Annotated in this window: 24 protein-coding genes; 14 read left to right on the top strand and 10 right to left on the bottom strand. The window is 73.5% G+C overall.

Annotation, left to right across the window (positions count from 1 at the left end):
• Window positions 1-11: 11 nt before the first annotated feature.
• A complete protein-coding gene (locus R2B67_RS11075) occupies window positions 12-2213 on the top strand; it encodes a hypothetical protein (RefSeq protein WP_317817579.1) in 2202 nt (733 codons plus the stop codon).
• Between the two features lie 297 nt (window positions 2214-2510).
• On the opposite strand, the gene R2B67_RS11070 is transcribed toward R2B67_RS11075, so the two are convergent.
• The gene (locus R2B67_RS11070) at window positions 2511-4331 is read right to left on the bottom strand and encodes a pectate lyase-like domain-containing protein (RefSeq protein WP_317817578.1); all 1821 of its coding nucleotides are present in this window, start codon (window positions 4329-4331) and stop codon (window positions 2511-2513) included.
• 320 nt (window positions 4332-4651) lie between these two features.
• On the opposite strand from R2B67_RS11070, the gene R2B67_RS11065 reads away from it, so the two are divergent.
• Window positions 4652-5215, top strand: a complete 564-nt coding sequence (locus tag R2B67_RS11065; protein ID WP_317817576.1) for a DUF4265 domain-containing protein — start codon at window positions 4652-4654, stop codon at window positions 5213-5215.
• Between the two features lie 55 nt (window positions 5216-5270).
• Here the strand turns inward: R2B67_RS11065 and R2B67_RS11060 are convergent, their stop codons facing one another.
• Window positions 5271-5837: a sugar O-acetyltransferase gene (locus R2B67_RS11060; RefSeq protein WP_317824820.1), complete on the bottom strand. Its 567-nt coding sequence runs from the start codon at window positions 5835-5837 to the stop codon at window positions 5271-5273.
• Between the two features lie 86 nt (window positions 5838-5923).
• Window positions 5924-7198, bottom strand: coding sequence for an MFS transporter (locus tag R2B67_RS11055; protein ID WP_317817574.1), 1275 nt, complete (start codon window positions 7196-7198; stop codon window positions 5924-5926).
• Between the two features lie 106 nt (window positions 7199-7304).
• Between R2B67_RS11055 and R2B67_RS11050 the strand changes: the two genes are divergently transcribed.
• From R2B67_RS11050 to R2B67_RS11030, 5 genes are all read left to right on the top strand, one after another.
• The gene (locus R2B67_RS11050; protein ID WP_317817573.1) at window positions 7305-8282 is read left to right on the top strand and encodes an ArsR/SmtB family transcription factor; all 978 of its coding nucleotides are present in this window, start codon (window positions 7305-7307) and stop codon (window positions 8280-8282) included.
• A 254-nt stretch (window positions 8283-8536) separates the two neighbouring features.
• Window positions 8537-11197, top strand: a complete 2661-nt coding sequence (gene lanKC, locus R2B67_RS11045; RefSeq protein WP_317817572.1) for a class III lanthionine synthetase LanKC — start codon at window positions 8537-8539, stop codon at window positions 11195-11197.
• A 69-nt stretch (window positions 11198-11266) separates the two neighbouring features.
• A complete protein-coding gene (locus tag R2B67_RS11040; protein WP_031123116.1) occupies window positions 11267-11398 on the top strand; it encodes a SapB/AmfS family lanthipeptide in 132 nt (43 codons plus the stop codon).
• A 139-nt stretch (window positions 11399-11537) separates the two neighbouring features.
• Window positions 11538-13301, top strand: coding sequence for an ABC transporter ATP-binding protein (locus tag R2B67_RS11035; protein ID WP_317817568.1), 1764 nt, complete (start codon window positions 11538-11540; stop codon window positions 13299-13301).
• The gene (locus R2B67_RS11030) at window positions 13298-15142 is read left to right on the top strand and encodes an ATP-binding cassette domain-containing protein (RefSeq protein WP_317817567.1); all 1845 of its coding nucleotides are present in this window, start codon (window positions 13298-13300) and stop codon (window positions 15140-15142) included. The genes R2B67_RS11035 and R2B67_RS11030 overlap by 4 nt, the downstream gene beginning before the upstream one ends.
• Here R2B67_RS11030 and R2B67_RS11025 read toward each other — a convergent pair.
• The 3 genes from R2B67_RS11025 to R2B67_RS11015 all read right to left on the bottom strand — a co-directional run bounded on the left by R2B67_RS11025 (window position 15111) and on the right by R2B67_RS11015 (window position 17903).
• Window positions 15111-15728: a response regulator transcription factor gene (locus R2B67_RS11025; protein ID WP_030561164.1), complete on the bottom strand. Its 618-nt coding sequence runs from the start codon at window positions 15726-15728 to the stop codon at window positions 15111-15113. The genes R2B67_RS11030 and R2B67_RS11025 overlap by 32 nt on opposite strands.
• 214 nt (window positions 15729-15942) lie before the next feature.
• On the bottom strand, window positions 15943-16824 hold the full coding sequence (locus R2B67_RS11020; protein ID WP_317817565.1) for a transglutaminase family protein: 882 nt from the start codon (window positions 16822-16824) through the stop codon (window positions 15943-15945).
• A gap of 68 nt (window positions 16825-16892) precedes the next feature.
• Entirely contained in the window at window positions 16893-17903 is a 1011-nt protein-coding gene (locus R2B67_RS11015; protein ID WP_317817563.1) for a GNAT family N-acetyltransferase, read from the bottom strand.
• A gap of 117 nt (window positions 17904-18020) precedes the next feature.
• On the opposite strand from R2B67_RS11015, the gene fdxA reads away from it, so the two are divergent.
• Complete coding sequence (fdxA, locus tag R2B67_RS11010; RefSeq protein ID WP_003966501.1) at window positions 18021-18341, top strand: ferredoxin; 321 nt, start codon at window positions 18021-18023, stop codon at window positions 18339-18341.
• A gap of 115 nt (window positions 18342-18456) precedes the next feature.
• Window positions 18457-19551: a succinyldiaminopimelate transaminase gene (dapC, locus tag R2B67_RS11005; protein WP_317817560.1), complete on the top strand. Its 1095-nt coding sequence runs from the start codon at window positions 18457-18459 to the stop codon at window positions 19549-19551.
• Between the two features lie 75 nt (window positions 19552-19626).
• On the opposite strand, the gene R2B67_RS11000 is transcribed toward dapC, so the two are convergent.
• Both R2B67_RS11000 and R2B67_RS10995 read right to left on the bottom strand, forming a co-directional pair.
• Entirely contained in the window at window positions 19627-20064 is a 438-nt protein-coding gene (locus R2B67_RS11000; RefSeq protein WP_317817559.1) for an ATP-binding protein, read from the bottom strand.
• Window positions 20065-20353: 289 nt separating this feature from the next.
• Window positions 20354-21277, bottom strand: a complete 924-nt coding sequence (locus tag R2B67_RS10995) for a hypothetical protein (protein ID WP_317817558.1) — start codon at window positions 21275-21277, stop codon at window positions 20354-20356.
• Between the two features lie 185 nt (window positions 21278-21462).
• Between R2B67_RS10995 and dapE the strand changes: the two genes are divergently transcribed.
• Together dapE and R2B67_RS10985 are read left to right on the top strand one after the other, a co-directional pair.
• A complete protein-coding gene (dapE, locus tag R2B67_RS10990) occupies window positions 21463-22542 on the top strand; it encodes a succinyl-diaminopimelate desuccinylase (RefSeq protein ID WP_237327803.1) in 1080 nt (359 codons plus the stop codon).
• A gap of 120 nt (window positions 22543-22662) precedes the next feature.
• Window positions 22663-23448 carry an LOG family protein gene (locus R2B67_RS10985; protein WP_076965821.1) on the top strand — a complete coding sequence of 262 codons (786 nt, stop codon included), beginning with the start codon at window positions 22663-22665 and terminating at the stop codon, window positions 23446-23448.
• Window positions 23449-23597: 149 nt separating this feature from the next.
• Here the strand turns inward: R2B67_RS10985 and folP are convergent, their stop codons facing one another.
• Entirely contained in the window at window positions 23598-24470 is an 873-nt protein-coding gene (gene folP, locus R2B67_RS10980; protein WP_317817557.1) for a dihydropteroate synthase, read from the bottom strand.
• A gap of 65 nt (window positions 24471-24535) precedes the next feature.
• On the opposite strand from folP, the gene R2B67_RS10975 reads away from it, so the two are divergent.
• Together R2B67_RS10975 and R2B67_RS10970 are read left to right on the top strand one after the other, a co-directional pair.
• Entirely contained in the window at window positions 24536-24991 is a 456-nt protein-coding gene (locus R2B67_RS10975; protein ID WP_076965822.1) for a cell division protein DivIVA, read from the top strand.
• A complete protein-coding gene (locus tag R2B67_RS10970; RefSeq protein ID WP_018510152.1) occupies window positions 24988-25581 on the top strand; it encodes a DNA-3-methyladenine glycosylase I in 594 nt (197 codons plus the stop codon). The genes R2B67_RS10975 and R2B67_RS10970 overlap by 4 nt, the downstream gene beginning before the upstream one ends.
• 4 nt (window positions 25582-25585) lie before the next feature.
• On the opposite strand, the gene chcB is transcribed toward R2B67_RS10970, so the two are convergent.
• Window positions 25586-26398, bottom strand: coding sequence for a 2-cyclohexenylcarbonyl CoA isomerase (chcB, locus tag R2B67_RS10965; protein WP_317817555.1), 813 nt, complete (start codon window positions 26396-26398; stop codon window positions 25586-25588).
• A 316-nt stretch (window positions 26399-26714) separates the two neighbouring features.
• Here chcB and R2B67_RS10960 point away from each other — a divergent pair, with 316 nt between their 5' ends.
• Entirely contained in the window at window positions 26715-26882 is a 168-nt protein-coding gene (locus R2B67_RS10960; protein WP_003966491.1) for a DUF3117 domain-containing protein, read from the top strand.
• Window positions 26883-26899: the final 17 nt, after the last annotated feature.

The following is a 26899-nucleotide window of genomic DNA, read 5'->3' as shown; positions in this document are numbered from 1 at the left end:
GAGAACCTGCTTTGAGTCGTGAAACTGACAGTTCGTCCTCCGGGCCCCAGGGGCGCGGTGGAGCCGCGTACCCGTCGGGTACGCCGCCGTACGGATCCCGCCAGTATTCGTCGCCGGCCGGCTCGGACGAGACCCCGGAATCCGTCGATCCGCCCCGGCCCGAAGAGCCGAAGACCGAGACGACGCTGACGACGCGCATCCGGATCAACATCCCCGGGTCGCGTCCCATCCCGCCGGTCGTGATGCGTACGCCGATGGCCGAGAGCGACATCGCCACCGGCCGCCCCGACGGGGAGCGCACCGGCAGCACCTCGCGCCCCGGCACGCCACCGTCCGCGCCGTCGGGCCTGACGGCCGGCGCGTCGGCCGGAACCGGTGCGTCCGGCGGCCCGGCCTCCCCGTCTCCCGCGCAGCCCCGGGACGGCGGCAGCTCCACCGAGCCGTCCTCCGCCTCCGCGGACGAGCCGGCCAAGGCGAAGAGCGGCAGCGACTGGTTCGCCCCGCGCAAGAGCCCGGCACCGGCGCCCGCACCTGCTTCCGGTACGGGCGGTGCGCCGGGTTCCGGCGGGGCGCCCGGTGCGGGTTCGGCGGGTCCCGGTGGCGGGCCCGACGACGCCGGCCGGCCGCGTCCCGACCTGCCGTACTTCTCGGACGCCGCGCCGCGCCCCGGTGACGGCCCCGGCCCCTCCGGTTCCGGTTTCCCCGGCCCCGGCGGCTCCGGCAGCGCCTTGGACGGCTACAGCACGGAGCCCCCCGGCGCGGGCCCGCGCTCCACGCCCGACCCCGGAATCCGTACGCCCGGTTCGCCCGGCCCGTCCGGCCCCACGACGGGCCCGGTCACCGGCACCTCGGCCCTGACCCCCAACCTCGACGGCGTCCCCGGACTCGGCGGCCCCGGCCCGATGGTCCCGGGCGCCCCCGGCGGCGTACCGCCCCGGCTCTCCGACGACACCGCGATCCTCACGCCGCAGTCCCCGGCGCCCGACTCCGGCCCCGGCGGCCACGTCTCGGGCGACACGCTGACCAGCGGCATCCCCGTGGTGCCCAGCGAGCCCCGCTCGACGTTCCCGGGCAGGCCGGGCGGCCCGGGCGGCCCCGGCGGCCCGTTCCCGGGCGGTCCCTTCCCCGGCGGCCCGGGCGCCACCGGCGGCTCCGGCGACCCGTTCGCCGACGGACCAGGCGGCCCCGGCGGCCCGGGCGCGCCCGTGCCCGGCCGCTCCGCCGCGCGCCCCGCGCCGACGCCTCCCGCACCCGCCCCCGCGAAGAAGGGCCGCTCCAAGCTGGTCCTCCTCGGCGTGGCCGCGATCGTGCTGCTCGGCATCGCCTACGGCGCCGGGCTCCTGCTGAACCACTCCGAGGTCCCCAAGGGCACCACAGTGCTCGGCGTCGACATCGGCGGCGGCACGAAGGAGGAGGCGGTCACCAAGCTGGACGCCGCTCTCGGCGAGCGTTCCCAGGCGCCGCTGACGCTGTCGGTGGACGGCAAGGAGCAGAAGCTGGACCCGGCAAAGGCCGGTCTGGTCCTGGACAGCCAGGAGACCGTGCGCGGCGCCGCCGGCAGCGACTACAACCCGGTGTCCGTGATCGGCTCGCTGTTCGGCGGGGCGCGCACCGCCGACCCGGTGATCCCGGTCGACGAGGAGAAGCTCGGCGTCGCGCTGACCGATCTGGCAGGTGTCGCCGGTTCGTCCCAGGACGGCACGATCCGGTTCGAGCCGAACAAGGCGGTCGCGGTGCCGGGCAAGCCCGGCAAGACCCTGGACGTCGGCCAGTCGCTGATCTCCGTCCGCGACGCCTACCGTGCCCAGGTGCAGACCGGTCAGGCGCGGGTGGTCGAACTGCCCGTCGCCACCCGGGAGCCCACCATCACCCAGGCCGAACTGAACCGGGCGATGAAGGAGTTCGCGGAGCCCGCGATGTCCGACCTGATCACCATCAAGGCCGGCCCGAAGCAGATCCAGTTCGGCCCGGCGCGTTCGCTGCCGCAGATCCTCTCCATGAAGGCCGTCGACGGCCGGCTGGTCGACGTCTACGACAAGGAAGCGATCACCACTCTCCTGGACGGCGTCTTCGACGGCATCGAGGCAGTCAAGGCCGACGGCACCAAGCACCCGGTCGGCGCGGACGACGTGGCCCAGGCGATGAAGACGGCGCTGACCGGCAAGACCCCGGCAGAGCGCACGGTCACCATCAACCTGACCGGCGAGGGCTGAGCCTCCCGGCCGCACGCACCCTCGACGGCCCCCGCCCGGACACCCCGGGCGGGGGCCGCGGCCGTTCCTCGCCGACGGGCGACACCGGGACCCGGGCCCAGCCCACCACCGAGGACTTCCTGCGCACCCTCAGCCGCACCCGGCCCACCGTCACCACCGAGATGGCGCTGGAGTTCGCCGATCACACCATCCGGTACGGACGGACCTGGGGGCACAGGGGAGGCGCGGCGGAGCGGGGCCCGGCGCTCATCAGCAGCCGGACCCCGCTCCCGTACATGTCCCGCACAGGTCCCGTCGTTACGGGAAGTTCACCACCTGCGAGGGGACGGTCTCCGTGCCGGACGTCGGGGATCCGGTCTCGTTGATCACGTGCTCGTACTGGCCGTTGCCGCCCAGCGAGACCACGATCAGGCTGTGGAACTTCACGCCGGGCTTCACCGGGGCCTTGAAGCCGTGCCCCTGCACGATGGTCGGGTCGACGTTGTAGTAGCAGTAGCTGCCCATGCCCCAGCCCTCGTGCTGCTCGACCGAGTCGTCGACCCGGTAGGCCGCGTAGCCCTTGGTGTCGCCGTTCTGGATCGCCTCCTGGTTGGGGGCGTCGTACGCCTTCTCGTTCTGGAAGAAGATCGTGCGGCCGCGTTCGCCGTACCACTCCACGTCGTACTTGTTGAAGTGTTCGACGAACAGCCCGGTCGCCAGCACGTCGTCACCGTTGACGCGGACGCCGTAGTCGGCCCGGTTGGTCTCCCAGCCCCAGCCCTCACCGTGGTCCGCGCGCCACACCCAGGTGTGGTCGATGATCACGTCGTCGCTGTTGACGACGATGCTCGTGGTCGCCTTGCCGGGGCCCGCGCCGCCGATCCGTACGAATACGTCCTGGAGCGAGGTGGGGTTGGCCGCGTGGTCGGCCGAGGCGTCCTTGGGGCCGACCTCGATCAGCGTCTCGGAGTTCACCGGGCCCGCGTCGACCAGGAGGCCCGCGAGCTTCACACCGGATACGTCACCGACCTTGATCGCCGTCACCCCGCTGTCCGGGATGATCGTCGCGAGGCCGATGCCGAGGGCCACCGTGTCGGGGCGGTCGATGTTGATGGTCTCGTCGATGTGGTAGACGCCGGGCGTGAAGAGCAGGTGCAGGCCCTGCTCCACGGCCGCGTTGATCGTCGCCGCGTCCGCCCCCTCCTTCACCACGTAGAACTGGTCCAGCGGGATCGACTCGCCCGCCGGCGTGCCGTTCGCCCAAGACGTGCCGCGGGCGCTCTCCCGCTTCTCCGGGACGAAGACCTTGTAGTCGTCCCCGTCGAGGTAGAGGAAGGGCTTCTCGCGTGAGATGGGGGTGGTGTCGAGCGTCGTGTACGGCGGCTCCGGGAAGCTGTTGGCCGGGGCGCCCTCGACGCCGGAGAACGTCATGTTCCAGACGCCGTTGCCCCAGCCGCCCACCGAGCTGTCGCGGGTGTACCACTGCTGCTGGGAGTACGGCCCGACCTGGCCGTCGATCTTGCTGTCCGCGATGTAGCCGCCGCTGGCCCAGCCGTACCCGTCGGGCGCCAGGTTCAGCCCGCCCTTGACGTGCATCCGGCGGAAGGGCGCGGCCTGGGAGACCGCCCAGCGGTTGGTGCCGGAGACCGGGTTCAGCGTCAGGTTCTCCGCCGAGCGCCAGAAGTTCTGCGTGGCGTTCCCGTCGAACCAGCCCGCGTCGACCGTCACATCGCCGTTGAACGTGGTGTCGTTCGGGTTGAGCCCGAGGCCCGCGATCGAGGTGTAGAACCCGATCTGCGCGTTGATGTTGTCGTACGTGCCCGGCTTGAACAGCAGCGCGTAGCGGTCGAGGCCGAACTGCGCGGCCTCCTGCTTCTTGAAGATCTCGTCGACCTTGCCCTGGATGTCGGGCGTGGACGGGTCGAAGACATGGACGTTCGGCCCGAGGTCACCGCCGCCCGGGACGGCGGCCTGGGCCTTCCGGTCTCCTTGGACCTCTTCGCCGAACGCTGTCTGGGCGGTGGGGACGGCCATGAGCAGCGATACGGCGAGCGCGGCGAACCCGAGAGCTCTGGAGCGGCGGTGCCTGCGGGGTGCGGAGCGCGGTGCGGTGCCTGGTGCGGTGGGGGGAGCATGCATGAAGGTACGTCTCCTGGGTCGTGGTACGTGTGCACGACGGACGGGCGGGAGAGCGCCTGTGGGGAGAATGCGAGAGAGCGCTCTCTCGTTACGGTGATGTTTCCCCGGTGGGCCTGTACGCGTCAAGAGGTGTGCGTGATGCGTCTCGTGCGAGGGACCTGTTTCGCAACAACTGACGTCAGCGGTGCGGCGATTGACCGATTTCGCGGTCAGTTGGGGCGCTCGTTGACTTCATGAACTGATGTCCCGCGTGGGTGCCGTGGCCCCCGTGGCGCGGCGCTGGACGAGCGGGCGTCCGGCGCAAGGGGGACCATGGGGCCATGAGCTCGCCCGACGCCGGTCCGCCGCGCCCGTCCCGAGACGAGCGCCCGCCTCGCGATGAGCGTCCGCCCCGCGATGAGCGCCCGTCTCCTGATGCCGGCCGGCGGATCAAGGTCTGGTTCCGCTTCGTCCCGCGCGAGGACGGGCTGCCGTACGAGACCGAGGGGCTGTGGGCGACCCGGCTGAGCGCCGACATCGCCCGGGTCGACAACGTGCCCTTCCTCCAGGACGGGGTCGCCGAGGGCGAGACCGTACGGTTCACGACCGACGCGGACGGGGTGCACTGGTCCGCCGGGCGGGTGGCCGACTCGGGGAACTGCACGGTACGGGTGCTGCCCCTGCCGGACGGTCCGCTCGGGCGGGACGCCCGCGCCGTGCACGAGCGGCTCGCCCCTTTCGGGCTGGGCGGCGAGGTCTTCAGCGCGGACTTTCCGCTGGTCGCGTTCACCGTGCCGGGCGGCGCGGACCTCCGGGCGATCAAGGAGCTGCTCGTCCGGGGCGAGGAGGAGGGGTGGTGGCACTTCGAGGTCTCGTGCGCCACGGAGGCTTGGGGGGAGGCGTAGGGGGGCCTGGGGCCGTGGACGAGGCTCGGGCCGGTCCACGACTCCAGCTCTACGGTTACGAAGCCCCCGGCCCCGCCTCCGCCCCCTCGCCGATCTTCCGGATCACCCGGGCCGGATTGCCCACCGCGACCACATTCGCCGGCAGGTCCTTCGTGACCACCGCACCCGCCCCGACCACCGTGTTCTCCCCGATGGACACCCCCGGGCAGACGATCGCCCCGCCGCCCAGCCACACGTTGTCCCCGATCGTGATCGGCTGCGCGGCCTCCCACTTGGCGCGGCGCGGTTCCGGATCGATGGGGTGGGTCGGGGTGAGGAGCTGGACGTTCGGGCCCATCTGGACGTCGGCGCCGATCGTGATGCGGGCGACGTCCAGGAACACCGCCCCGAAGTTCACGAACGTGCGCGGCCCCACCGTGATCTGGTGCCCGTAGTCCACCCGCAGCGGCGGGCGGATCTCGGCGCCCTCGCCCAGCTCGCCCAGCAGCTCGGCCAGCGCGGCGCGGCGGGCCTCGGGGGCGCCGGCCGACGTGGCGTTGAAGCGCTCGTTCAAGAGCGCCGAGCGCAGGGCGTCCGCCGCGATCTCCGGGTCATCGGCGAGGTAGAGCTCGCCCGCGAGCATGGCCTCGCGCTGGCTGCCCGGCGCCTTCTTCGCTTCGTTCTCGGGGGAGTTGGGGGAGTTGGGGGAGTCGGGGGTGTCCTGGCTGGTCACGAGGTCTTCGTCTCCTTCGTTTCCTTCGTACGGGGTGGTGCGTCGGGCGATCCGTCGGGTGATCCGTCGGGTGATCCGTCCCCTTGCAGTCTGCCTGCCGCCGCCTCCGGCACGCGTCCCGCCCGCAGCCCCGGCGCCAGGGCCACCGTCACCGCCAGCGAGAGCGCCGCGACCGCCGCCATCCCGGTCCCGGGCGAGGTCAGCTGGGCGACGGACCCCGCGACGGCCGCGCCCACGCCCTGCATCGCCAGCATCCCCGAGGAGCTCAGCCCCAGCGCGTGCCCGCTCATCTCCTCCGGTGTCAGGGCCATCAGCCGTTCCTGGAGCAGCAGGCTCGCGCTGAACCCGACGCTCGCCAGCACCACCGCGACCACCGCCACCGGCACCCCGGGGTCCAGGGCGAACAGCAGGTACGGGGCGGCCAGCAGCAGCCGCAGCGGAGCGCCGAGCCGGGCGCGCCACCGCCCCGGCACGAACCGGCCCACCAGCGTGTCCCCGGCCAGCATCCCCAGGGCCCCGCAGGCGAAGAGGAGCCCCGCGTGCCCGGGCGCGTAGGCGATGTACAGGGACTCGCACCCCACCACGAGCCCGTTGGGCACCCACAGGGCGAGGTAGACGGAGCGGCGGGGTGCGGACGACCAGAGGAGCGCATTGGTCCGCCAGGTCTCCCGGACCGAGGCCCGGCCGGTGGCGCGGGGCGGCCGGGCGGTGAGCCCGAAGCGGGCGAGGGCGGCCGCGACGACGTACAACCCCGCCCCCACCAGCAGCGTGCCGCGCGCCGAGAGCGCGGTCACCAGTACCCCGCCCACCGCGAACCCGGCGATCTGCATGGTGCCTACCGACATGTTGAGCACCGAGCGGCCGAGCAGGAAGCCGTGGCGCGGCAGGATCTCGTTGAGCAGCCCGTACCGCACCCCGCCGCCCAGGGAGGAGGCCACCCCGAGGGCCAGCAGGACCGCGAAGACCGCCCCCAGGGGCAGGCCCGGGACCGCCTGCACTCCGGTGCCCAGCGCGTACAGCAGCGCCAGGCCGGTCAGCGTGGCGCGCGGCGGCAGCCGGTCCGCCGCCGACAGCAGGGTGAGCGCCCCGGCGACCTGCGCCAGGGACGGGCCGAACATCGCCAGCGCCGAAAGCAGCGGTGAGCCGGTCGACGCGTACACCAGGGTGCCGAGGGCGAGGCCGCTCGCGGTCTGCGCCGCCACCTGCACGGAGACGGTCGTGAAGAAGGGGAGGAACTCCGGGGTGCGGCAGAGTTCGCGGTAGGTGCGCATCAGCGGAGTGTGCGGGGGTGCTCTCCGGGCTCGTTATTCTTTCGCGGGCAGGCGAAACATCACTCTTTCGCGGGCAGGCGAAACACCGAGGATCCGGGGGCGGGCCGTGGGCTGGTGGCAGATCAGTACGGACACCCTCGCCACCAGCCGCTTCGTCGTCTCGCCGCTGGCCGAGACCGTGGCGAGCCTGCGCACCCTGGAGCGGGCCGTCGCCGCGCATCCGCGCGAGCGCGCCTGGCTGGAGCGGTGGCTGCCCGCCTACCGGCGCCGGCGGGCCGAGGAACCGCTCTCCGCCCGTATCGTCCGCGCCGCCCTCACCCCCCGCTGGAGCGCCGACTTCCTCACCCCCGCCCCCGTGCCCCCGCCCGCCGGACAGGAGCCGGACACCTTCGCCCAGGAGCTGGCGCGGGTCCGGGCGACCCCGCCGGAGCGGGCCCGCGCCGATCTCGCCGTGGCGCTGCGCCGGCCGCTGCCCGCCGCGCTGGACCGGGACGACCTGGCGGGGCGGAGCGCCGATGTCCTGGAGTGGGTGTGGACGCGTGCCGTGGAGCCGGAGTGGCCCGCCCGGCGCCGGGTCCTGGAGGCCGATGTGATCGCCCGGGCCGCCCAGTTGAGCCGGGGCGGCTGGGCGCAGGCGCTCGACGGGATGCGGCCGGGGATGCGGTGGCTGGGGGAGAGCCGGCTCCAGATCAACACGTACGACAACCCGCCGCGCGAACTGGGCGGCGCCCAACTGGTGTTCACCCCCGTCACCGCCGACGTGGGCTGGGTCTGCTGGGACATCCCGCACCGCTACGGCGTCGTCTACCCGTGCGCGGGCGCGCTCGCCGACACCGGGCGTGCCCCCGTACCGCAGGCGCTCGGCGCGCTGATCGGCCCGGCGCGGGCGGGCGTCCTGGTCCTGCTGGCCTCGCCGCTCAGCACGACCCAGCTCGTGGCGCTGACCGGGCAGGGGCTGGGGTCCGTCGGGCGCCATCTGCGGGTTCTGCTGGACGCGGGACTGGTGCGCCGCCGCAGGGACGGACGGTCCGTGCTCTATTTCCGTACCGCCGCGGGGGACGGGCTGGTGCGCGCGGCGGGTTGATTCCGCACCTGGACGGGACGGGCTGGTGCGCCCGCGGCAGGCTGATTCCGTACCTGGACGGGGACAGGCTGTTGTGCGGCGCCAGCCGAACACGCCCCGCGCGCGCCCCTGCCCGCACCAGGGAAATCACCGGTCGGCGGTGCGGTCCGCATGGATCGCGCGCATGTATGAGTCATGACATCGGTGACTATTGGCGCTGCTCATCGTTGTGACAATTTCTCTCTCGCCAGCAACGACCGAGCGGGGGGAATGTCGTGAATCCGGAGTACGCCGCGTACTGCCAGGCGGACCGCCGCTTCTACGACGCCCCCCACCGTTCCCTCCAGGACGGCGCTGAGGAGGGTTCGTTCTACGCACCGGTCCGGGGCGCCGCCCCCCAGGGGTGGACCCGCTCCCGCCGCGGGGACTGGCTCTCCTTCAGCCCGGACGGGCTCCGGCTGCCGGCCCAGGGCTGGAAGATCCACATATCGGCCGCCGCCGACAACGCCGCGTCCGTCCTGGAGCGGGTCGCCGGACACTGTCTGGCCCACCGGCTGCCCTTCAAGTGCGTCCCGTCGCCCGGCCTGCTGAACCTGCGGAACGCCAAGTACGCCGACCGGGCGGGGAGCGGCAAGTTCATCACCGTCTACCCGCACTCCGAGGACACGTTCCCCGAGGTGTGCGCCGCGCTGATGAAGCTGCTGGAGGGCGAGCACGGCCCGTACATCCTCAGCGATCTGCGCTGCGGGAACGGTCCGGTGCACACCCGGTACGGGGCGTTCGCCGCCCGCTTCTGTACGGGCCCCGACGGGCGGCCCGTGCCCGCCGTCGCCGACCCGCAGGGGCGTCTGGTCCCCGACGACCGGGGCCCGGCCTTCCGGATACCCGCCTGGGTGACGCCGCCCGGCTTCCTGCGCCCGCACCTCGAAGCCCGCGCCGCCGTCGGTCTCGGCGATGTGCCGTACACCGTCGAGAAGGCGCTGCACTTCTCCAACGGCGGCGGGGTCTACCTCGGCCGCGACACCCGTACCGGCGAGCAGGTCGTCCTCAAGGAGGCCCGCCCCTACGCCGGGCTCGCCGCCGACGGGGCCGACGCCGTCGCCCGTCTGGAGCGGGAGCGGACCGCGCTGGAGCAGCTGGCCGGACTCGACTGCGTACCGGCCGTGCACGACGCGTTCGAGGTCGGCGGCCACCACTTCCTCGTCCTCCAGTACCTTCCGGGCACCACCCTCAACACCGTCTTCGCCCGCCGCTTCCCGCTCGCCCGGCAGAACCCGGCCCCCGAGCTGCTCGCCGAACACGCGGCGTGGGCCGAGGAGTTGTACGGGAAGGTCGAGCGCGCCGTCGAGGCCGTCCACGGCCGGGGCATCGTCATCAGCGACCTGCACATGAGCAACGTCATGGTCGACGAGGAGACCTCCCGGATCTTCCTCCTCGACTTCGAGGCCGCCTCCCCGGCCGGCGACCGGCGCCGCCAGATCGTCGCCAACCCGGCCTTCGTGGCCCCGTCCGACCGGCGCGGCACCGAGATCGACCGGTACGCGCTGGCCTGTCTGCGGCTCGCCCTGTATCTGCCGCTCACCACGCTGTTCGGCATCGACCGCTCGAAGGCCGCCGGCCTGGCGCGCGAGATCGCCCGCGTCTTCCCGGTGGCGGAGGAGAGCCTGCAACCGGCGGTGGAGGAGATCCGGCGGGGTGCGGAGCAGGCCCGGCGGGGTGCGGAACCGCTGGCCGCGCCGGTGCCCGATCCCGGTGACTGGCCGGAGAGCCGCGCCGCGATGGCCCGCGCCATCGCCGCCTCCTGCACGCCCGACCGCCAGGACCGATGTTTCCCGGGCGACATCGCCCAGTTCGCCACGGCGACCGGCGGCCAGTCCTTCGCCTACGGGGCGGCCGGCGTGCTCTACGCCCTGCACGAGACCGGCGCCCCGCGCTGCGAGCCGGCCGAGGAATGGCTGGTGCGGCAGGCCAAGGACCCGGCCTCCGGCTCCCCCCTCGGCTTCTACGACGGCCTCACCGGCATCGCCTGGACGCTCCACCGGACCGGCCGCACCGCTGAGGCCGCCGACCTCATCCGGATCGTCCTCGACCAGCCCCTGGAGGGCCTGACACCGGGCCTGCACAGCGGGTACGCCGGTATCGGCCTCGCCCTCGACGACCTGGCCCGCACCGCCTCCGCCACCGAAGCCCCGGCGCTCGCCGCAGCCGCGGGCCGGGCCACCGCCCTCGCCGTACGCGCCCTGGTCGACGGCCCGCCGTCACCGCGCACCGGCCTCCTGCACGGCGCGACCGGCATCGCCCTGCTGCTGGTCCGCCGGTACGAGACCACCGGCGACCCCGCTCTCCTCGACCTGGCGGCCGCCGCGCTCCGGCGCGACCTGGACCGGTGCCGGGCGGGCGACGACGGCGAACTCCTCGTCGTCGAGGGCAAGCGGCTGATGCCCTACCTCGGAGCGGGCAGCGCCGGCATCGCGGCCGTCATCGACGCCTACCTGGCCCAACGCCCCGATCCCGACCTGGAGGCCAAGGGCCGCGCCCTGCTCCCGGCCGCGCTCTCCGCCTTCTACGTCCAGCCCGGACTGCTGCGCGGGTCGGCCGGACTCCTCATGCACCTGGCGGCCACGCCCCTGTGCGACGAGGAGACCCGGCAGCGGGCGATCCGCCTCCACACCCGCCTCCTGGCCGGCCACGCACTCGCGTACGAGGGCGGACTCGCCTTCGCCGGTGAGCAGTTGATGCGGATGTCGATGGACCTGGCCACCGGGACCGCCGGCTGCCTGCTCGCCCTGGGCAGCGCGCTGGACACCGCGCCGGGCCCGCCCACCACGCTTCCCTTCCTCGCCGCCGCAGCTCCACAGGCGGTCGCCGCCGCTCCACAGGCGGCGCATCCCGGCCGCGCGAGCGGCCCCACGGACCGGCTCCTTCAGGGGTCGTAGCAACACCACCGCTCAATATCCAGCCGGAGCAACGGGTTCCGGTTACCGTCCCAGAAAGGAAACACCATCATGGCGCTTCTTGACCTTCAGGCGATGGAGACCCCGGCCGAGGAGTCCTTCGGCGAGCTCGCCACGGGCAGCCAGGTCTCGCTGCTGGTCTGTGAGTTCAGCTCGCTGAGCGTGGTCCTCTGCACCCCGTGACGCCTCGCCGCCCGCTCCGCCGGTGACCTACCGGCGGGCCGGGCGGCCCGTCCGCCGGTCCCGCGCGGTTCGTCCGCCCGGGACCGGCGGCGTCCGTACGTGTGTACGCGATCGGCACGGGTCCGGAAAGGAACACCACGTGCGGCTGAACCCCCGCCCCGCGACGGCATCCGGCACCCGGCGGCTCGCCCGCCGCCACCCCGCCGCCCTCCTGGCCCTGTTCCTCTGCTCCACCGGCGGCGCGCTCGCCGCCCTCGCCCTGCCCGCCGCCCTCGGCCACACCGTCGACGGGCTCATCGACGGCGGGCCCGTGCCCTGGTCCGGGCTGCTGCTCTGCGCCGTACTGACCCTCGCCGAGACCGGGTTCGACGCGGGTGCGGCCGTCCTCGGCACCAGCACCACCGCCCGCCTCACCGCCCACCTGCGCACCCGCACCACCGCCCGGGTGCTGGCCGCCGAACCGCGCGACGCCCTCGCCGTACCGACCGGCGACCTCACCGCCCGGCTCACCGCCCGCACCGCCGACGCGGCGGCCGCACCCGTCACCGCAGCCGGAGCCGTCGCGGGCGTCCTGCTGCCGCTCGGCGCGGTCACCGGCCTCTTCCTCATCGACCCCTGGACAGCGGCCGCCTTCCTGCTCGGCGCGCCCCTCCTCGTCGCCCTCCTGCACACCTTCACCCGCCGCACCGCCGACGCCGGGGCCGACTACCAGCGTGCTCAGTCCGTCATCGCCCACCGCCTCACCGAGGCCCTCGACGGCGCCGACACGATCCGCGCCGCCCGCACCGGAGCCCGCGAGTACCGCCGCATCCTCGAACCGCTCGGTGCCCTGGCCGACCACGGCCGCCGCACCTGGACCGTGTACGGGCGGGCCGCCGGCCAGAGTGCCCTCCTGCTGCCCCTCCTCATGCTGCTGGTCCTCGCGGTCGGCGGACTCCGGCTCCACGCGGGCGCGATCGGCGTCGGCGACCTCGTCGCCGCCTCCCGGTACGCGGCCCTCGCCGTCGGCATCGGCGCCCTCACCGGAGCCCTCGGCGCCCTCGCCCGCAGCCGCGCCGCCGCCCGCACCCTGGACCCGCTGCTCACCCTGGACCCGCTGCCGCACGAGGGGCTGGGCCCGCTCCCCGGCGGCCCGGGCCACCTCGAATTCCGGGACGTCGGCGTCGCCCAGGACGGAAAGCCGGACGGAAAGCCGCTGCTCACCGAGGTCCACCTCACCGTCCCCGGCGGCACCTCACTCGCCGTCGTCGGCCGCTCCGGCTCGGGCAAGTCGGTGTTCGCGGCGGTGGCCGGACGGCTGCTCGACCCGGACACCGGAACCGTCCTGCTGGACGGCGTCCCGCTCACCGCCATGGACCCCGCCCTCCTGCGCCCCGAGATCGCCTACGCCTTCGCCCGCCCCGCCCTGCCCGGCACCACCGTCGGGGACACGATCGCCTTCGGGGCGTGGACCGCGGACCCCGAGGCGGTACAGGCCGCCGCCCGGGCCGCCCGCGCCGACGGGTTCATCGGGCTCCTCCCGTACGGCTACGCCACCCCCCTCACCGACGCCCCGCTCTCCGGCGGCGAACGGCAACGCCTGGGCCTGGCCCGCGCGTTCGCCCACCCCGGCCGCCTGCTGATCCTGGACGACGCGCTCTCCGGCCTCGACACCGTCACCGAGCACCACGTCCGCCGCGCCCTCGACGAGCGGGCCGGGCGCTGCACCCGCGTGATCGTGGCCCACCGCCTCTCCTCGGCCGCCCGCGCGGACCGGGTCCTCTGGCTGGAGGACGGCCGGGTCCGGGCGACGGGACCGCACGAGGAGCTCTGGGCGGATCCGGAGTACCGGGCGGTGTTCCGTACGGAGGTGGCGGAGGCGGGGGCGGTACCCCTGGCCCGTACGGAAGTGGAGGCCCGGTGAAAGCACCCCACACGGCACCCAACACGGCCCGCCGCAACGGCGCCCTCTCCCGCGTCACGCGCGACGCCCGCCCCTTCCTCCGCGCCCGCACCGGAACCGTCCTGCGGCTGGCCGGCTGGTCCCTGCTGGAGTTCGTCCAGACCTTCCTGGGCGGATTCGGCGTCGCCCGGGCGCTGGACCACGGCTTCCTCGCCGGGCGCCCGCTCACCGGCCTCCTCTGGCTGGCCGTCGCCGCCGTCGCCGTACTCCCCGCCCAGCTCGCCACCCGCGGGGTCTTCGGACGCCTCGCGGACCTGGTGGAGCCGCTGCGCGACGGACTCGTGCGGCGCGCCGTCTCCCGGGCGCTCTCCGGCGCCCTCGCGCACCCCGCCGGCACCACCGCCCGCTCCCTCTCCCAGGTCACCCATCAGAGTGAGATCGCCCGGGACGGCTGGGCCGGACTCGTCCTGACGCTGCGGTCGTTCGTGTTCACGGTGGCCGGGGCGGTGGCGGGGCTGCTGGCCCTGGAGCCGAGGCTCCTGCTGGTCGTGCTGCCCCCGCTGATCCTGGGCGCCGCCCTCTTCCTGGCCACCCTGCTGCCGATGGCCGCCCGCCAGCGCGACTACCTCACCGCCGACGAGGCGTACGCGGCCCACGCGGGCAAGGCCGCCGCCGACCTGCGGGACCTCGCCGCCGCCGGGGCCGCCGACCGTACGGTGGCGGAGTCCCGGGACCTGGCCGACGACCAGGTCCGCGCGGCCCGTTCACTGGCCCGCTGGTCCGGCGTACGGGTGGTGGCGCTGGCGGTCTGCGGGCGCTTCCCGCCCCTCCTGCTGCTCCTCGGCGCTCCCTGGCTGCTCCGCAACGGCCTCACACCCGGCGCCCTGGTGGGCGCGCTGACGTACCTCACCCAGGCGCTCGCCCCGGCGGTCCAAGCGCTGATGACCATGCTCTCCACGGTCGGCGGCCGCCTGCTGGTGGTCCTGGACCGCTTCACGGACGCGCCGCCGCCACCGGCCGAGGACGAGAGCGACAGCCAGGGACCACCCCCGCGGGACCACGCCCCCGTCGCCGAACTCCGCGCCGTCACCTTCGCGTACGGCCCCGCCGCGCACCCCGTCCTCGACCGGCTCTCCCTCTCCGTCGCCCCCGGCGAGCACCTGGCCGTCGTCGGGCCGAGCGGCAGCGGCAAATCGACGCTCGCCGCCGTCCTCGCCGGGGTGGAGGCGCCCACCGGAGGCACGGTGCTGTGGCACGGGCGGCCGGTGCGCGGGGCCGACGCCACCTCCGTACGCGTCCTGCTGCCCCAGCACGCCTACGTGTTCACCGGCTCGCTGCGCGACAACCTCCGCTATCTCCGCCCCGACGCGAGCGACCGGTCCATCGCCGCCATGATCGACGCGCTCGGCCTGGACCCCCTGCTCTCCCGGCTCGGATCGCTCGACGAGCCCCTGGAACCGGACCGGCTCTCGCAGGGGGAACGCCAGCTCGTCGCCCTCGGCCGCGCCTACCTGGCGGCCCCGCCCCTCACCGTCCTCGACGAGGCGACCAGCCGCCTGGACCCGGCCGCCGAGACCCGTGCCGAGCGTGCCTTCGCCGCGCTGCCGGGCGCCCTGGTGGTCGTCGCCCACCGCCTCAGCTCGGCCCGCCGCGCCGACCGGATCCTGGTGATGGACGGCCCCCGCTCCCGCTGCGGCACCTCCGCCGAGCTGCTGCGCACCTCGGCCCTCTACCGGGACCTGGCCGGACTCTGGGAACCGGACGAGGAGCCCCGCCGTGAGAACGGCGAACCGGACCAGGAGCCCCGCAAGAGCGGCCGTGGGAACGGGCTCATATCCACCCCGCCTCCTTCGCTCTTCTGATCGCGTCGACCCGATTGCGCGCCCCCGACTTCCGAATGGCGGCGGCGAGGTAATTGCGCACCGTCCCCGGCGTCAGATGCAGCCGCTGCGCGATTCCGGAGACGGTTTCCCCGCCCTCGGCAAGGGAGAGCACGCTCAATTCCCTGGGAGATAAGGGCATGTCGGCCACCTGTAACAGGCTGAAGGCAAGTGACTCGTCGATATGCCGCCCGCCGTCGGCCAGTTTGTGCATGACTTCGGAGAGGTCGTCCACCGGCCGGTACTTGTCGATATAGCCGCGGGCGCCCGCCTCGTAGGCCCGGCGCAGCCCGCGAGGCCGGTCGCTGCGGGTGAGAACCGCCAGCGGACAGCCCCTGCCGTGCGGTTCGGCCAGCGACCGCACCTCCTCCAGGACATCCAGCGCGTCCGGACAGTCGAGGTCGGTGAGCAGCACATCCGGTCCTGGTCCCGGCCCGATGCCGGCGAGCGCCGAACGTATCGCGCCCCGGTCGGCGGTCGTCACGTCTATTCCCTGCCCCGCGCCGAGCAGGGAGGCCAGCGAAGCGCGCCACAGCGGCACGGTGTGGACCAGCAGAACGGTTGTCATCAAGCTGCCCTCGGCATTTCTCTCCTGGCGCGCGCACTACAGGCGTATCGCAGAATGCGATGGCGTGTGCGCGTCGGGTGACGGGTCTCCAGTGGAGCGCATGAGCATTCGGGTACGCCGACGAATTGGCGGATTCCCGTGCCTGATGGGCGCGGATGGGGGCGTTCGGATGTAAAACAGGAGCGCACGGCGTGGCGGAATGGCCGGATCCGGCTCAGTTCAGCAGGGCCCGGGCCGCCTGGGCCTTGTGCCGGATCGCCTCGGCCGTGGTCGGCTCGATGGCGTCGAGCACCTCCGCGTACTCCTCCATCTCCGCCGCCCCGCGCTGGAACTCCCCGCGCTGGACCAGGAGTTGAGCCCGCTCGTAGCGCAGCCGCGCCGGGTGCGAGGGCAGTAGCAGCGAGAGCTCCACCGCCCAGAGGGCGACATCCGTGCGCTCGGGGCGGGCGGCGGCCCAGGCCCTGATGTTGTTCAGGATCCGCAGCACGATCTCCAGCGGCCGCGCGGGCGTCAGCATGGACGGCTCCAGCGGCGCCCCCGTCGCCGCGGTGACCAGGAGGTCCGCGTCCTGGCCGGTCAGCGGCCCGCCCCCGGTGAACGGATCGACGAGCACCGGCTGTGCCGGGTCCCCGAAGCCGACCACGAAATGGCCGGGCAGCGCCACGCCGAACACCGGGGCGCCGGCCCGCCGGGCGACCTCGATCCAGACCACCGAGAGCAGGATCGGCAGCCCCCGGCGGCGCCGCAGTACCTGCTGGAGGAGCGAGGACTCCAGCCGTTGGTAGTCCGCCGACGATCCGCCGAACTCGTGCCGCTCGCCGAGCAGTTCGGCCAGCGCCGAGGCCCAGGCGACGGGGGAGCGGGCGCCGTAGGGCAACAGCCCGGCCAGCCGGTCCAGCTCGATCTGCGCCGCGTCGATCCCGTACGGGTCGGGGGAGGTCTCCGCCGGATCGACCGGGCGCGGTTCCTCGGGGCCGACCGGGCCCGCCTCCGCGCCCATCAGCAGGCAGAGCAGCGCCAGATCCGGCCGCTCGGACCGGGCCTCATCGGCGAACTGCCGCCGGCGGTCGGCCGTACCGGAATCCTGCGCGCTCATATGCGATCCATGCCCCTGCTCGTCCCTGCTGCCGGCTGCCCCCGCCCGGCCGGCGGGTCCGGACTCCGCTACGCGGGCCGGAAGTGGTGGTAGCGGTGGTGCGCCGCGAACCCCATGCCGTCGTACAGCGCCCGCGCCCCTTCATTGTCCTCCTCCACCTGGAGCCAGGCCGCCGAGGCGCCCTCCTCCAGGGCCTGCCGGGCCAGGGTCGCCATCACCGAGGTGGCCAGCCCGCGCCGCCGGTGCTCGGGGGCGACCTCGACGGCCATGAACCCGGCCCACCGCCCGTCCACGACGCACCGACCGATGGCCGCAGGAGCCCCGCCCCGGCCCTCGTCCTCGTCGTCGGCCACCGTGGCGAACCAGACCGACGGGCCGCCGCCCAGCACCCGCAGCACATGCGGGCCGGGGGTGGAGAAGCGCTGGTAGCGGGAGAGCCACGCCTCGTCCGGCGCACGGCTCAGCCGCACCGCCGACACCTCCGCGTCCAGGTCACCGACCGGCGCCAGCGCGGCGATCCGCACCTCCGCGGTGACCTCGCGCCGCCAGCCGTGCCGCTCCAGCTCCGCGCAGAGGGTCTCCTGCGTTCCCTCGGCCCCGGTCGCCGTCTGGATGTACGGGGGCAGGCCCCGCTCCTCGTACCACCGCTCGACCCGCCCGAACGCCTCGCCGAGCGGCAGACCCGGATCGCCGAGCGGCAGCGCGGAGTTGGCGCGCCGGGTGAAACCGCCGGCGGCGCGCAGCCGCCACTCGCCCAGCGGCTCGCTCTCCACCGGCTGCCAGGCGCGGGCGGTGACGGCCGCCAGCTCGGCGAAGGAGGCCGCCGGGCCCCTCCTGCGGGCCGGGGCGGCGGGGACGACCTTACCCGCCACCAGGGCGGATTCCACGATGTGGACGGACTCCCCGCTCTTCGGTGTGATCGCCACCACACCGTCGTCCCATGATGTGAGAACACCGACCGTATCGGTGAACTCCACGCCCGCGCCGCCCCCCGCGGAGCGCCGCCGCACGGAGACGCGTTTGCCCACGTCAGCCGGTGTGATGCGGACCTCCAGCCGTCCGCCCATGGTGAATTCCACAGCTCAGTCCGCCCCTCCTGTTCGGATCGTGCCCGAGAACGGAGATACTAGGGGCGGGCATCGACGACGCCGCGCTCCCGCGCGAGAGCCAACGCCCTACCGAGGAGGAACGACAGCGTGACCTACGTCATCGCGCAGCCTTGTGTCGACGTGAAGGACAAGGCCTGCATCGAAGAGTGCCCCGTCGACTGCATCTACGAGGGCCAGCGGTCCTTGTACATCCACCCGGACGAATGCGTCGACTGCGGAGCCTGTGAGCCGGTCTGCCCGGTCGAGGCCATCTTCTACGAGGACGACACTCCGGAGGAGTGGAAGGACTACTACAAGGCGAACGTCGAGTTCTTCGACGACCTCGGCTCCCCGGGTGGTGCTTCGAAGCTCGGTCTCATCGAGCGCGACCACGCGTTCGTCGCCGGACTGCCGCCGCAGAACCAGTAAGCGGCAGCGGCACCCTGTGCGCAGCCCGGTCCCGTACGGCTTGTCACCGTGCGGGACCGAGGCGTTTTTCCGTACGGCCGGGAACGGCCTGAGCAACCCGAGAAAGCAGAGTCCCGTGTCCGCAGTCTCCTCCCGCCTCCCGGTCTTCCCCTGGGACAGGCTCACGCCGTACAAGACGACGGCCCAGGCCCACCCGGACGGCATCGTGGACCTCTCCGTCGGTACGCCGGTCGACCCGGTGCCCGAGGTGATCCGGCGGGCGCTCGTCGCCGCCGCCGACAGCCCCGGCTATCCGACGGTGTGGGGCACCGAGGCCCTGCGCGACGCGCTCACCGCCTGGGTGGAGGGCCGCCTCGGCGCGGTCGGGGTGACCCACGCCAACGTGCTGCCCGTCGTCGGCTCCAAGGAGCTGGTGGCCTGGCTGCCGACGCAGCTCGGGCTCGGCCCGGGCGACAAGGTCGCCTACCCGCGGCTCGCCTACCCGACGTACGAGGTCGGCGCCCGGCTCTGCGGCGCGGAGCCCGTCGTCTACGACGACCCGACCGAGCTGGACCCGGCCGGGCTGAAGCTGCTCTGGCTCAACTCGCCGTCCAACCCGACCGGCAAGGTGCTGTCCCAGGACGAGCTGACCCGGATCGTCGCCTGGGCGCGCGAGCACGGCGTCCTCGTCTTCAGCGACGAGTGCTACCTGGAGCTGGGCTGGGGCGCCGAGCCGGTCTCCGTGCTCCACCCGGACGTCTGCGGCGGCCACTACGACGGCATCGTGGCCGTCCACTCGCTCTCCAAGCGCTCCAACCTGGCCGGCTACCGCGCCGCCTTCATCGCGGGCGACGCGGCCGTCCTCGGCGAGCTGCTGCTGATCCGCAAGCACGGCGGGATGATGACGGCCGCGCCCGTCCAGGCCGCCACCGTCGCCGCCCTCGGCGACGACGTGCACGTGGCCGAGCAGCGCGCCCGGTACGCGGACCGCCGGCTGGCCCTGCGCGCCGCCCTGGAGGCGCACGGCTTCCGCATCGAGCACAGCGAGGCGAGCCTCTACCTCTGGGCGACCCGCGACGAGCCCTGCTGGGACACCGTGGCGTACCTCGCGGAGCTGGGCATCCTGGTGGCGCCCGGCGACTTCTACGGCCCGGCGGGCGAGCGCTTCGTCCGGGTGGCGTTCACCGCGACCGACGAGCGGGTCGCGGCGGCGGTCAAGCGCCTGTCCTGACGTACACGTGCGAGAGGGGCCCGGGGAGTGCGCACTCCCCGGGCCCCTCTCGCACGTACGGCGTACGGCGGTGGGTCAGCCGATCGGCAGACCGCCCAGCGGCAGGCCACCGGTGGGCAGGCCGCCCGCGAGCGCGTCGGTCGGCAGGCCGCCGCCGGCGGCACCGGCGATGCCGCCGACGGCCTCGCCCGCGCTGCCCGCGGTCTGGCCCGCGGTGTCCTGGACGGCCGGGGCGGCGACCTTGGCGGTCTGGCCGACGGTCCGGCCCGCGGCCGGGAGGGCGGTGCCGACGAGACGGCCGCCGGTGTCACCGGCGGCCTGGGTGCCCTGCTGGGCGGCGCTGTCCACGGTGTTGCCGAGACCGGCACCGTCCAGCGCGGTCAGACCGCCGAGGTCCGGGGTCTGCGGGAGCTCTGCGGCGCTCGCGGCGCCGGCCGCACCGACCACGGGGGCCGCACCCGCGGCGATCAGCAGCGCGGTACGAGCGATCCGACGGGTCAGGGGGAGGGACATGGTGCTCCTTCGACGGGATGGTCAGTGATCCGGATCCGGTGAGCCGGACGCACTGACAACAGGGCCGAGGGGAGGGAAAGTTGCGGCGAGCAAAGGTAAAGAGTAAGCAATGCGTCCGATAATCCGCAGTGGAGGAACCCGGGCAAACGATCCATTCCGAAGCCGTTCGATGAACCGTCACTTCCCTTGAACGGCAAGGGAATCAGTGCGGGATGAACGGACCGGCGAAAAGGTGCCCCGGGAACCCCGGAGCGGCAGGCACCAGGGTCCGTACGGGTGACGGGCCGAACTACTGGGCGACCCGGATTCCGACGGCGGTGGTGTCCGGTTCCTTGCCCTTCGTACGTTCCGTCCGCCAGCCGGAACCGGCTTCCCAGACCCGGTCGGCATAGCTCACGCGCTCGATCAGCAGCTCGTCGGAGTGCGCCACCGCCCAGTGCGCCAGCTCCCAGCCGCGCTGCGGAGCGCGGTCCTCCGCCTTGGCCCGGGCCGACGCCGGTACGGGCACCGAGACGGTGGCGGCGGCCGACGCGCCCGCCGCCTTCGTCGCGGGAAGGACGTCCTTGCCGAAAGTGCGGATCAGCTCGGCCCGCACCTGCGCCGCGTCCCCCGGGCTCCCGGCGGTCCTCTTCGGCGGCGTGCAGTTCAGCGAGGCGGGCTCGCGCCCGGTCAGCGCGGCGGCCAGCAGTGCGGCGTCCGGCTCGTGCTTCGCGTACGCCTGCGGGAAGCCGCTGCGCTGCACACGCTGCGCCGCCACGGTCAGCGGGAGCCGCGAGTAGCCCGGCACCTTGGCGAGGTGGTCGTAGAACTCCCCGGCCGAGTACACCGGGTCCATGATCTCCGTGACGGTGCCCCAGCCCTGCGAGGGCCGCTGCTGGAACAGGCCCACCGAGTCCCGGTCCCCGTAGTCGATGTTGCGGAGCGTGGACTCCTGGATCGCTGTCGCGATCGCGATGGTCACCGCCCGCTCCGGCATCCCGCGAGTGGTTCCCACGGCGGAGATCGTCGCCGCGTTCGCCGCCTGGTGCAGGCTCATCTCGTAGGTGTGGTCCCCCTCGGAGGCCCGGACCACACAGCGTGGCGCGGACTCGGTGGTGGACGAGTCGTACTGAACGGCCAGATAACCGCCCAGCGCGGCGAGCACGGTGAAGCCGGCCGCGTAGCGGAGAAGGCGGCTGCGGCGGCGACGGGCGGGGCTGGCTGTCCGGGACACGGGGCCCACCGTACTGGAGGGTACGGCCGGGGACCGATACCCAGGTGCCCCGGGACCGATGCCCGGGTCCTGAGGCGCCGATGCCCAGGCCCCCCGGGGCCGAAACCCAGGCCCTCCGGGACCGGTACCCGGGTCCCCCCAGGGGCGCTACCAGCCCCTCACCTCGGTCCTCTAGGGTCGTGGCCATGTCCGACAGCACGCTTGACCTGACCCTGGACGGCCCGGCGCTCACCGCCCGGCTCGTCGACATCCCCTCGGTCAGCGGGGAGGAGAAGGCACTCGCCGACGCGATCGAGACAGCGCTGCGCGGCCTGCCCCATCTCACCGTCGACCGCCACGGCAACAACGTCGTCGCCCGCACGAACCTCGGCCGCGCCGAGCGTGTCGTCCTCGCCGGGCACATCGACACCGTGCCGATCGCCGACAACGTCCCCTCCCGCCTCGACGCGGACGGCATCCTCTGGGGCTGCGGAACCACCGACATGAAGGCCGGCGTCGCCGTCCAGCTCCGGATCGCCGCGACGGTCCCCGAGCCCAACCGCGACCTGACCTTCATCTTCTACGACAACGAAGAGGTCGCCGCCGACCTCAACGGCCTCGGCCACATCGCCACCGCCCACCCCGACTGGCTCGCCGGAGACTTCGCCGTCCTCCTGGAGCCCTCCGACGGCGAGGTGGAGGGCGGCTGCCAGGGCACGCTCCGGGTCCACCTCCGTACAGCGGGCGAGCGGGCGCACTCGGCGCGGAGCTGGATGGGGTCCAACGCCGTCCACGCGGCCGCCCCGATCCTGGCGAAGCTGGCGGCGTACGAGCCCCGCCGCCCGGTCATCGACGGCCTCGAATACCACGAGGGGCTCAACGCCGTCGGCATCGAGGGCGGAGTGGCCACCAACGTCATCCCGGACGCCTGCACCGTCGTCGTCAACTACCGGTACGCCCCCGACCGCACCGAGGAGGAGGCCATCGCCCACGTCCGCGAGGTCTTCGCCGACTGCGGGGTGGCCGAGATGATCATCGACGACCACTCCGGCGCGGCCATGCCCGGCCTCTCCCACCCCGCCGCGAAGGCCTTCATGGAGGCGGTCGGCGGTACCGCCCGGCCCAAGTTCGGCTGGACGGACGTCTCCCGCTTCGGCGGCCTCGGCGTCCCCGCGGTGAACTACGGCCCCGGCGACCCGATGTACGCCCACAAGCGCGACGAGCACGTGGTCGTCGAGAAGATCACCCACTGCGAGGACCGCCTCCGCGCCTGGCTGACCGCCTGACCTCCCGACCGCCCGACGCACGGCATTCCCCCGTACGTAACCTCCATCGATCTACGCTGGCCGGACGCAGCACGACACAGCCCGGCCCAGGACGACGCAGGTCGGTGGAGGGAGCGGAACATGGGCAACGCCGAGGACGCACGAATCCCTGAAGGTGCGGAGGTCCCCGAGGGCGCGGTCGCCCCGGAGGAACAGTGGCTGGGTCCGGTGGTCCGCCGCAGGGAGCAGGTCCAGCCCGGCACGACCGATCAGCGGCTGCTGGACTCCGAGGGCGACTCCGAGTGGGTGCACACCGACCCCTGGCGGGTCATGCGCATCCAGTCGGAGTTCGTCGAGGGCTTCGGCGCCCTCGCGGAGCTGCCGAGCGCGATCAGCGTCTTCGGCTCGGCCCGGACCCCGGCCGGATCGGCGGAGTACGAGGCAGGCGTGGCGATCGGCAAGGCACTGGTCGACGCGGGCTTCGCGGTGATCACCGGTGGCGGCCCCGGCGCGATGGAGGCCGCCAACAAGGGGGCCCGGGAGGCGAAGGGCGTCTCGGTCGGCCTCGGCATCGAGCTGCCGTTCGAATCGGGGCTGAACCCGCACGTCGACATCGGCGTCAACTTCCGCTACTTCTTCGTCCGCAAGACGATGTTCGTGAAGTACGCGCAGGGCTTCGTGGTCCTGCCCGGCGGCCTCGGCACCCTGGACGAGCTCTTCGAAGCGCTCACCCTCGTCCAGACCGGCAAGGTCACCCGCTTCCCGATCGTCCTCTTCGGCACCGCCTACTGGGGCGGCCTGGTCGACTGGCTCCGCGAAACGGTGGTCGCGGGCGGCAAGGCCTCGGAGAAGGACCTGCTGCTCTTCCACGTGACGGACGACGTGGACGAAGCGGTGACCCTGGTGACGAAGGAGGTCGGGCGCTAGCCGCTCGAGCCCGTCCGGCCAACTCAAGCCCGTCCGGCGATTGAGGACATCTTTTCCGCCCGGTCCGGCCGAACTCAGCCCCTCCGGCGCTTGAGGAGCGGGGCCCAGGGGCAGCGCCCCAGGCCCCGCCCGCCGGGCAGGTGGCAGAGCTACGCCAGCCCCCGCCGCGCCACGGCCGGAGGCCGATGCCCGGCGATCGACGCCACCATGTCCAGAACCTGCCGCGTCTCCGCCACCTCGTGCACCCGGTACACCCGCGCCCCCAGCCACGCCGACACCGCCGTCGTCGCCAGCGTCCCGATGACCCGCTCCTTCACCGGCCGGTCCAGCGTCTCGCCCACGAAGTCCTTGTTGGACAGCGACACCAGCACCGGCCACCCCGTCTCCGCCATCTCCTCAAGACGACGCGTCGCCTCAAGAGAGTGCCGCGTGTTCTTACCGAAGTCGTGCCCCGGATCGATCATGATCCCGTCCGCCCGCACCCCGAGCTGAACCGCCCGCTCCGCCAGCCCCACCGTCACCCGCAGGATGTCCGCCATCACATCCTCGTACGCGATCCGGTGCGGCCGCGTCCGCGGCTCCGCGCCCCCCGCGTGCGTGCACACGAGCCCCACCCCGTACCGCGCGGCGACCTCCGCCAGCTTCGGGTCGACCCCGCCCCACGCGTCGTTCAGGACGTCCGCCCCGGCCTCGCAGACCGCCTCGCCCACATCGTGCCGCCAGGTGTCCACGCTGATCACCACATCCGGGTGGCGGCGGCGGACCTCGGCGACGAACCCGACCGTGCGGCGCGCCTCCTCCTCGGCGCTCACCTCCTCGCCGGGCCCGGCCTTCACCCCGCCGATGTCGATGATCGCGGCACCCTCGGCCACCGCCTGCTCGACCCGGGCGAGCGCCGGCTCGTCCCTGAAGGTGGCGCCCTGGTCGTAGAAGGAGTCCGGGGTCCGGTTCACGATCGCCATGATCACCGGCTCGTGCGGACCGAATTCCCGCCGCCCCAGCCTGAGTGCACCGCTTCGCATCCCGTGTTTCCTCCTCGATAGCCCGCCTGCGACCCTAACGTCCCGGCCCTGACTGTCCGTGCCGCATGGCACCATCGGAGCCGGTCGAGGTTTCCGCCCCCGGGGAGATGCGCGTGTTCTGGTTCTTGCTGCTCACGATGGTCGTGGTCGTCACGGCGGTCACCCTCGCGGTGGTCGGCGGTGGCGGGAGCGCCGTGCTCCAGGACGTTGAGCCCCAGCGGTTCACCGACCCCCTGCCCACGACCCGCCCGGTCGGCCGGGCGGACGTCGAGGCGCTGCGCCTGCCGATGGCCGCCCGCGGGTACCGGATGGCGGACGTCGACGAGGCGCTGTCCCGGCTCGGCGCGGAGCTGGCCGAGCGGGACGCCCGGATCGCGGAGCTGGAGTCCGCCCTCGCCGGGGCGCAGGCGTCCGCGGTGACGACCGGGACCGACCTCTTCAAGCAGCCCGGGGACCGGCCCACCGGGCCCGGCGACCGGCAGACCGGCGGCCCGGCCCGCGGCGAGGACGACGGCCGATGAGCGGCGGAGCCCTGCCCGCCCCCGACGGTCGGCTTCGCTGCCCCTGGGGCCTGTCCACCGAGGACTACCTCACCTACCACGACACCGAGTGGGGCCGCCCGGTCCACGGGGACGACGCCCTCTTCGAGCGGCTCTGCCTGGAGGCGTTCCAGTCCGGGCTCTCCTGGCTGACGATCCTGCGCCGCCGCGAGACCTTCCGTACGGCCTTCGCCGGGTTCGAGATCGCCGCGGTCGCGAAGTTCACCGACGCCGACCGGGAGCGGCTCCTCGCCGACCCCGGCATCATCCGCAACCGGGCCAAGGTCGACGCCACCCTCGCCAACGCGAAGGTGCTCGCCGACTGGCCGGCCGGGGAGCTGGACGAGCTGATCTGGTCCTACGCCCCCGACCCGGCCGGCCGGACCGCCCCGCGCGAGCTGGGCGATGTCCCCGCCGTCACCCCGGAGTCCACCGCGCTCGCCAAGGAGCTGAAGAAGCGCTCGATCCGCTTCGTCGGCCCGACCACCGCCTACGCCCTGATGCAGGCGTGCGGCCTCGTCGACGACCACCTCGCGGACTGCGTGGCCCGGGGCGGCGCCACCGTCGGGTGAGCGGCTACTGCCCCAGGTAGACCGGCTTCTCCTTCTTCAGGAACGCCTCCACCGCGATGGTGTGGTCCTGCGACGCGCCCGCCCGGGTCTGGAGTTCGTCCTCCTTCTCCAGGGTCTCGGCGAGCGTGTGCCCGGCGCCGTACGCCAGGGACTCCTTCAGCGCCGCGTACGCCACCGTCGGACCGTCCGCCAGCGCCCGGGCCACCGCCGCGGCCTCCTCGGCCAGCTTGTCCGCCGGGACCACCCGGTTGACCAGGCCCAGCTCCAGGGCGTCCTGCGCGGAGATCGAGCGCGGGAAGAACAGCAGATCGGCGGCGCGGCTCGGGCCGATCAGCCGCGGCAGCGTCCAGGAGACGCCCGAGTCGGCGGTCAGGGCGACGCCCGCGAACGAGGTGTTGAACGAGGCCGTCTCGGCGACCACCCGGTAGTCGGCCGCCAGCGCGAACCCGAACCCGGCCCCGGCCGCGACGCCGTTCACCCCGGCGACGACCGGCTTGGCCATCTCCGTGATGGCCCGCACGATCGGGTTGTAGTGCTCCCGAACGGTGCTCAGCGCGTTGCCGTCGCCCGCCTCACGCGTCGCCGTCAGCGTGGCGACATGCTCCTTCAGGTCCTGTCCGACGCAGAAGGCGCGCCCGGTGGCCGTGAGCAGAACCGCCCGTACGGCGGGGTCCGCGGCCGCCGCCCGCAGGGAGTCCCGGAGCGCGACCTTCGCCGCGGTGTTCATGGCGTTCATCGCGTCGGGTCGGTTGATCGTGATCGTCGCGAGACCCTCGCTGACGTCGTACAGCACGGTGTTCGCCGGCTCGTCGGCCATTGCTGTCCATCCCCTCACTGCTCGGGCATCGTTGCCCCTGGAGGCAAGCATGGCCGACGCGGCGCGGGGCGTAGATGTGACCTGCGTCTAACAATTGGCTCTCACCTGGGGGCCCGGGGCGGCGCAGTATCGCAGCCGGATCGCCGAATTAGGCGGTTTTGGGAGAGCGCGTTGCGCAAGCGATGCAAGCGATGTTGGTCATCGGGGTCCCTGATGCGGGATAATGGCGAAGAAGCAATGTGTTCGATGCCGGTGAGGCAGCGCCTGTCATGGGGCCGCCGGTTGCGATGAGCTGGTTTCAGGAAGGGGAACGAGCATGGCGGCCATGAAGCCGCGGACGGGCGACGGCCCGCTCGAGGTGACAAAGGAGGGGCGGGGCATCGTCATGCGCGTTCCGCTCGAAGGCGGCGGTCGGCTTGTTGTCGAGCTGACTCCGGACGAGGCCGATGCCCTCGGCGACGCGCTGAAGAAGGTCGTCGGCTGACGCGGAACGCCCATCAC

This window comes from Streptomyces cyaneofuscatus, from assembly GCF_033109485.1.
GTDB lineage: Bacteria > Actinomycetota > Actinomycetes > Streptomycetales > Streptomycetaceae > Streptomyces > Streptomyces cyaneofuscatus.
Note: the sequence above shows the minus strand (reverse complement) of the source record. Positions and strands in the feature narration are given on the sequence as shown.

Coding starts and splice junctions, on each gene's coding strand:
- R2B67_RS11070 (WP_317817578.1), bottom strand. CDS start 4,331: ATGCATGCTCCCCCCACCGCACCAGGCACCGCACCGCGCTCCGCACCC.
- R2B67_RS11065 (WP_317817576.1), top strand. CDS start 4,652: ATGAGCTCGCCCGACGCCGGTCCGCCGCGCCCGTCCCGAGACGAGCGC.
- R2B67_RS11060 (WP_317824820.1), bottom strand. CDS start 5,837: ATGCTCGCGGGCGAGCTCTACCTCGCCGATGACCCGGAGATCGCGGCG.
- R2B67_RS11055 (WP_317817574.1), bottom strand. CDS start 7,198: ATGCGCACCTACCGCGAACTCTGCCGCACCCCGGAGTTCCTCCCCTTC.
- R2B67_RS11040 (WP_031123116.1), top strand. CDS start 11,267: ATGGCGCTTCTTGACCTTCAGGCGATGGAGACCCCGGCCGAGGAGTCC.
- R2B67_RS11025 (WP_030561164.1), bottom strand. CDS start 15,728: ATGACAACCGTTCTGCTGGTCCACACCGTGCCGCTGTGGCGCGCTTCG.
- R2B67_RS11020 (WP_317817565.1), bottom strand. CDS start 16,824: ATGAGCGCGCAGGATTCCGGTACGGCCGACCGCCGGCGGCAGTTCGCC.
- R2B67_RS11000 (WP_317817559.1), bottom strand. CDS start 20,064: ATGTCCCTCCCCCTGACCCGTCGGATCGCTCGTACCGCGCTGCTGATC.
- dapE (WP_237327803.1), top strand. CDS start 21,463: ATGTCCGACAGCACGCTTGACCTGACCCTGGACGGCCCGGCGCTCACC.
- R2B67_RS10985 (WP_076965821.1), top strand. CDS start 22,663: ATGGGCAACGCCGAGGACGCACGAATCCCTGAAGGTGCGGAGGTCCCC.
- folP (WP_317817557.1), bottom strand. CDS start 24,470: ATGCGAAGCGGTGCACTCAGGCTGGGGCGGCGGGAATTCGGTCCGCAC.
- R2B67_RS10975 (WP_076965822.1), top strand. CDS start 24,536: ATGGCACCATCGGAGCCGGTCGAGGTTTCCGCCCCCGGGGAGATGCGC.
- R2B67_RS10970 (WP_018510152.1), top strand. CDS start 24,988: ATGAGCGGCGGAGCCCTGCCCGCCCCCGACGGTCGGCTTCGCTGCCCC.
- chcB (WP_317817555.1), bottom strand. CDS start 26,398: ATGGCCGACGAGCCGGCGAACACCGTGCTGTACGACGTCAGCGAGGGT.
- R2B67_RS10960 (WP_003966491.1), top strand. CDS start 26,715: ATGGCGGCCATGAAGCCGCGGACGGGCGACGGCCCGCTCGAGGTGACA.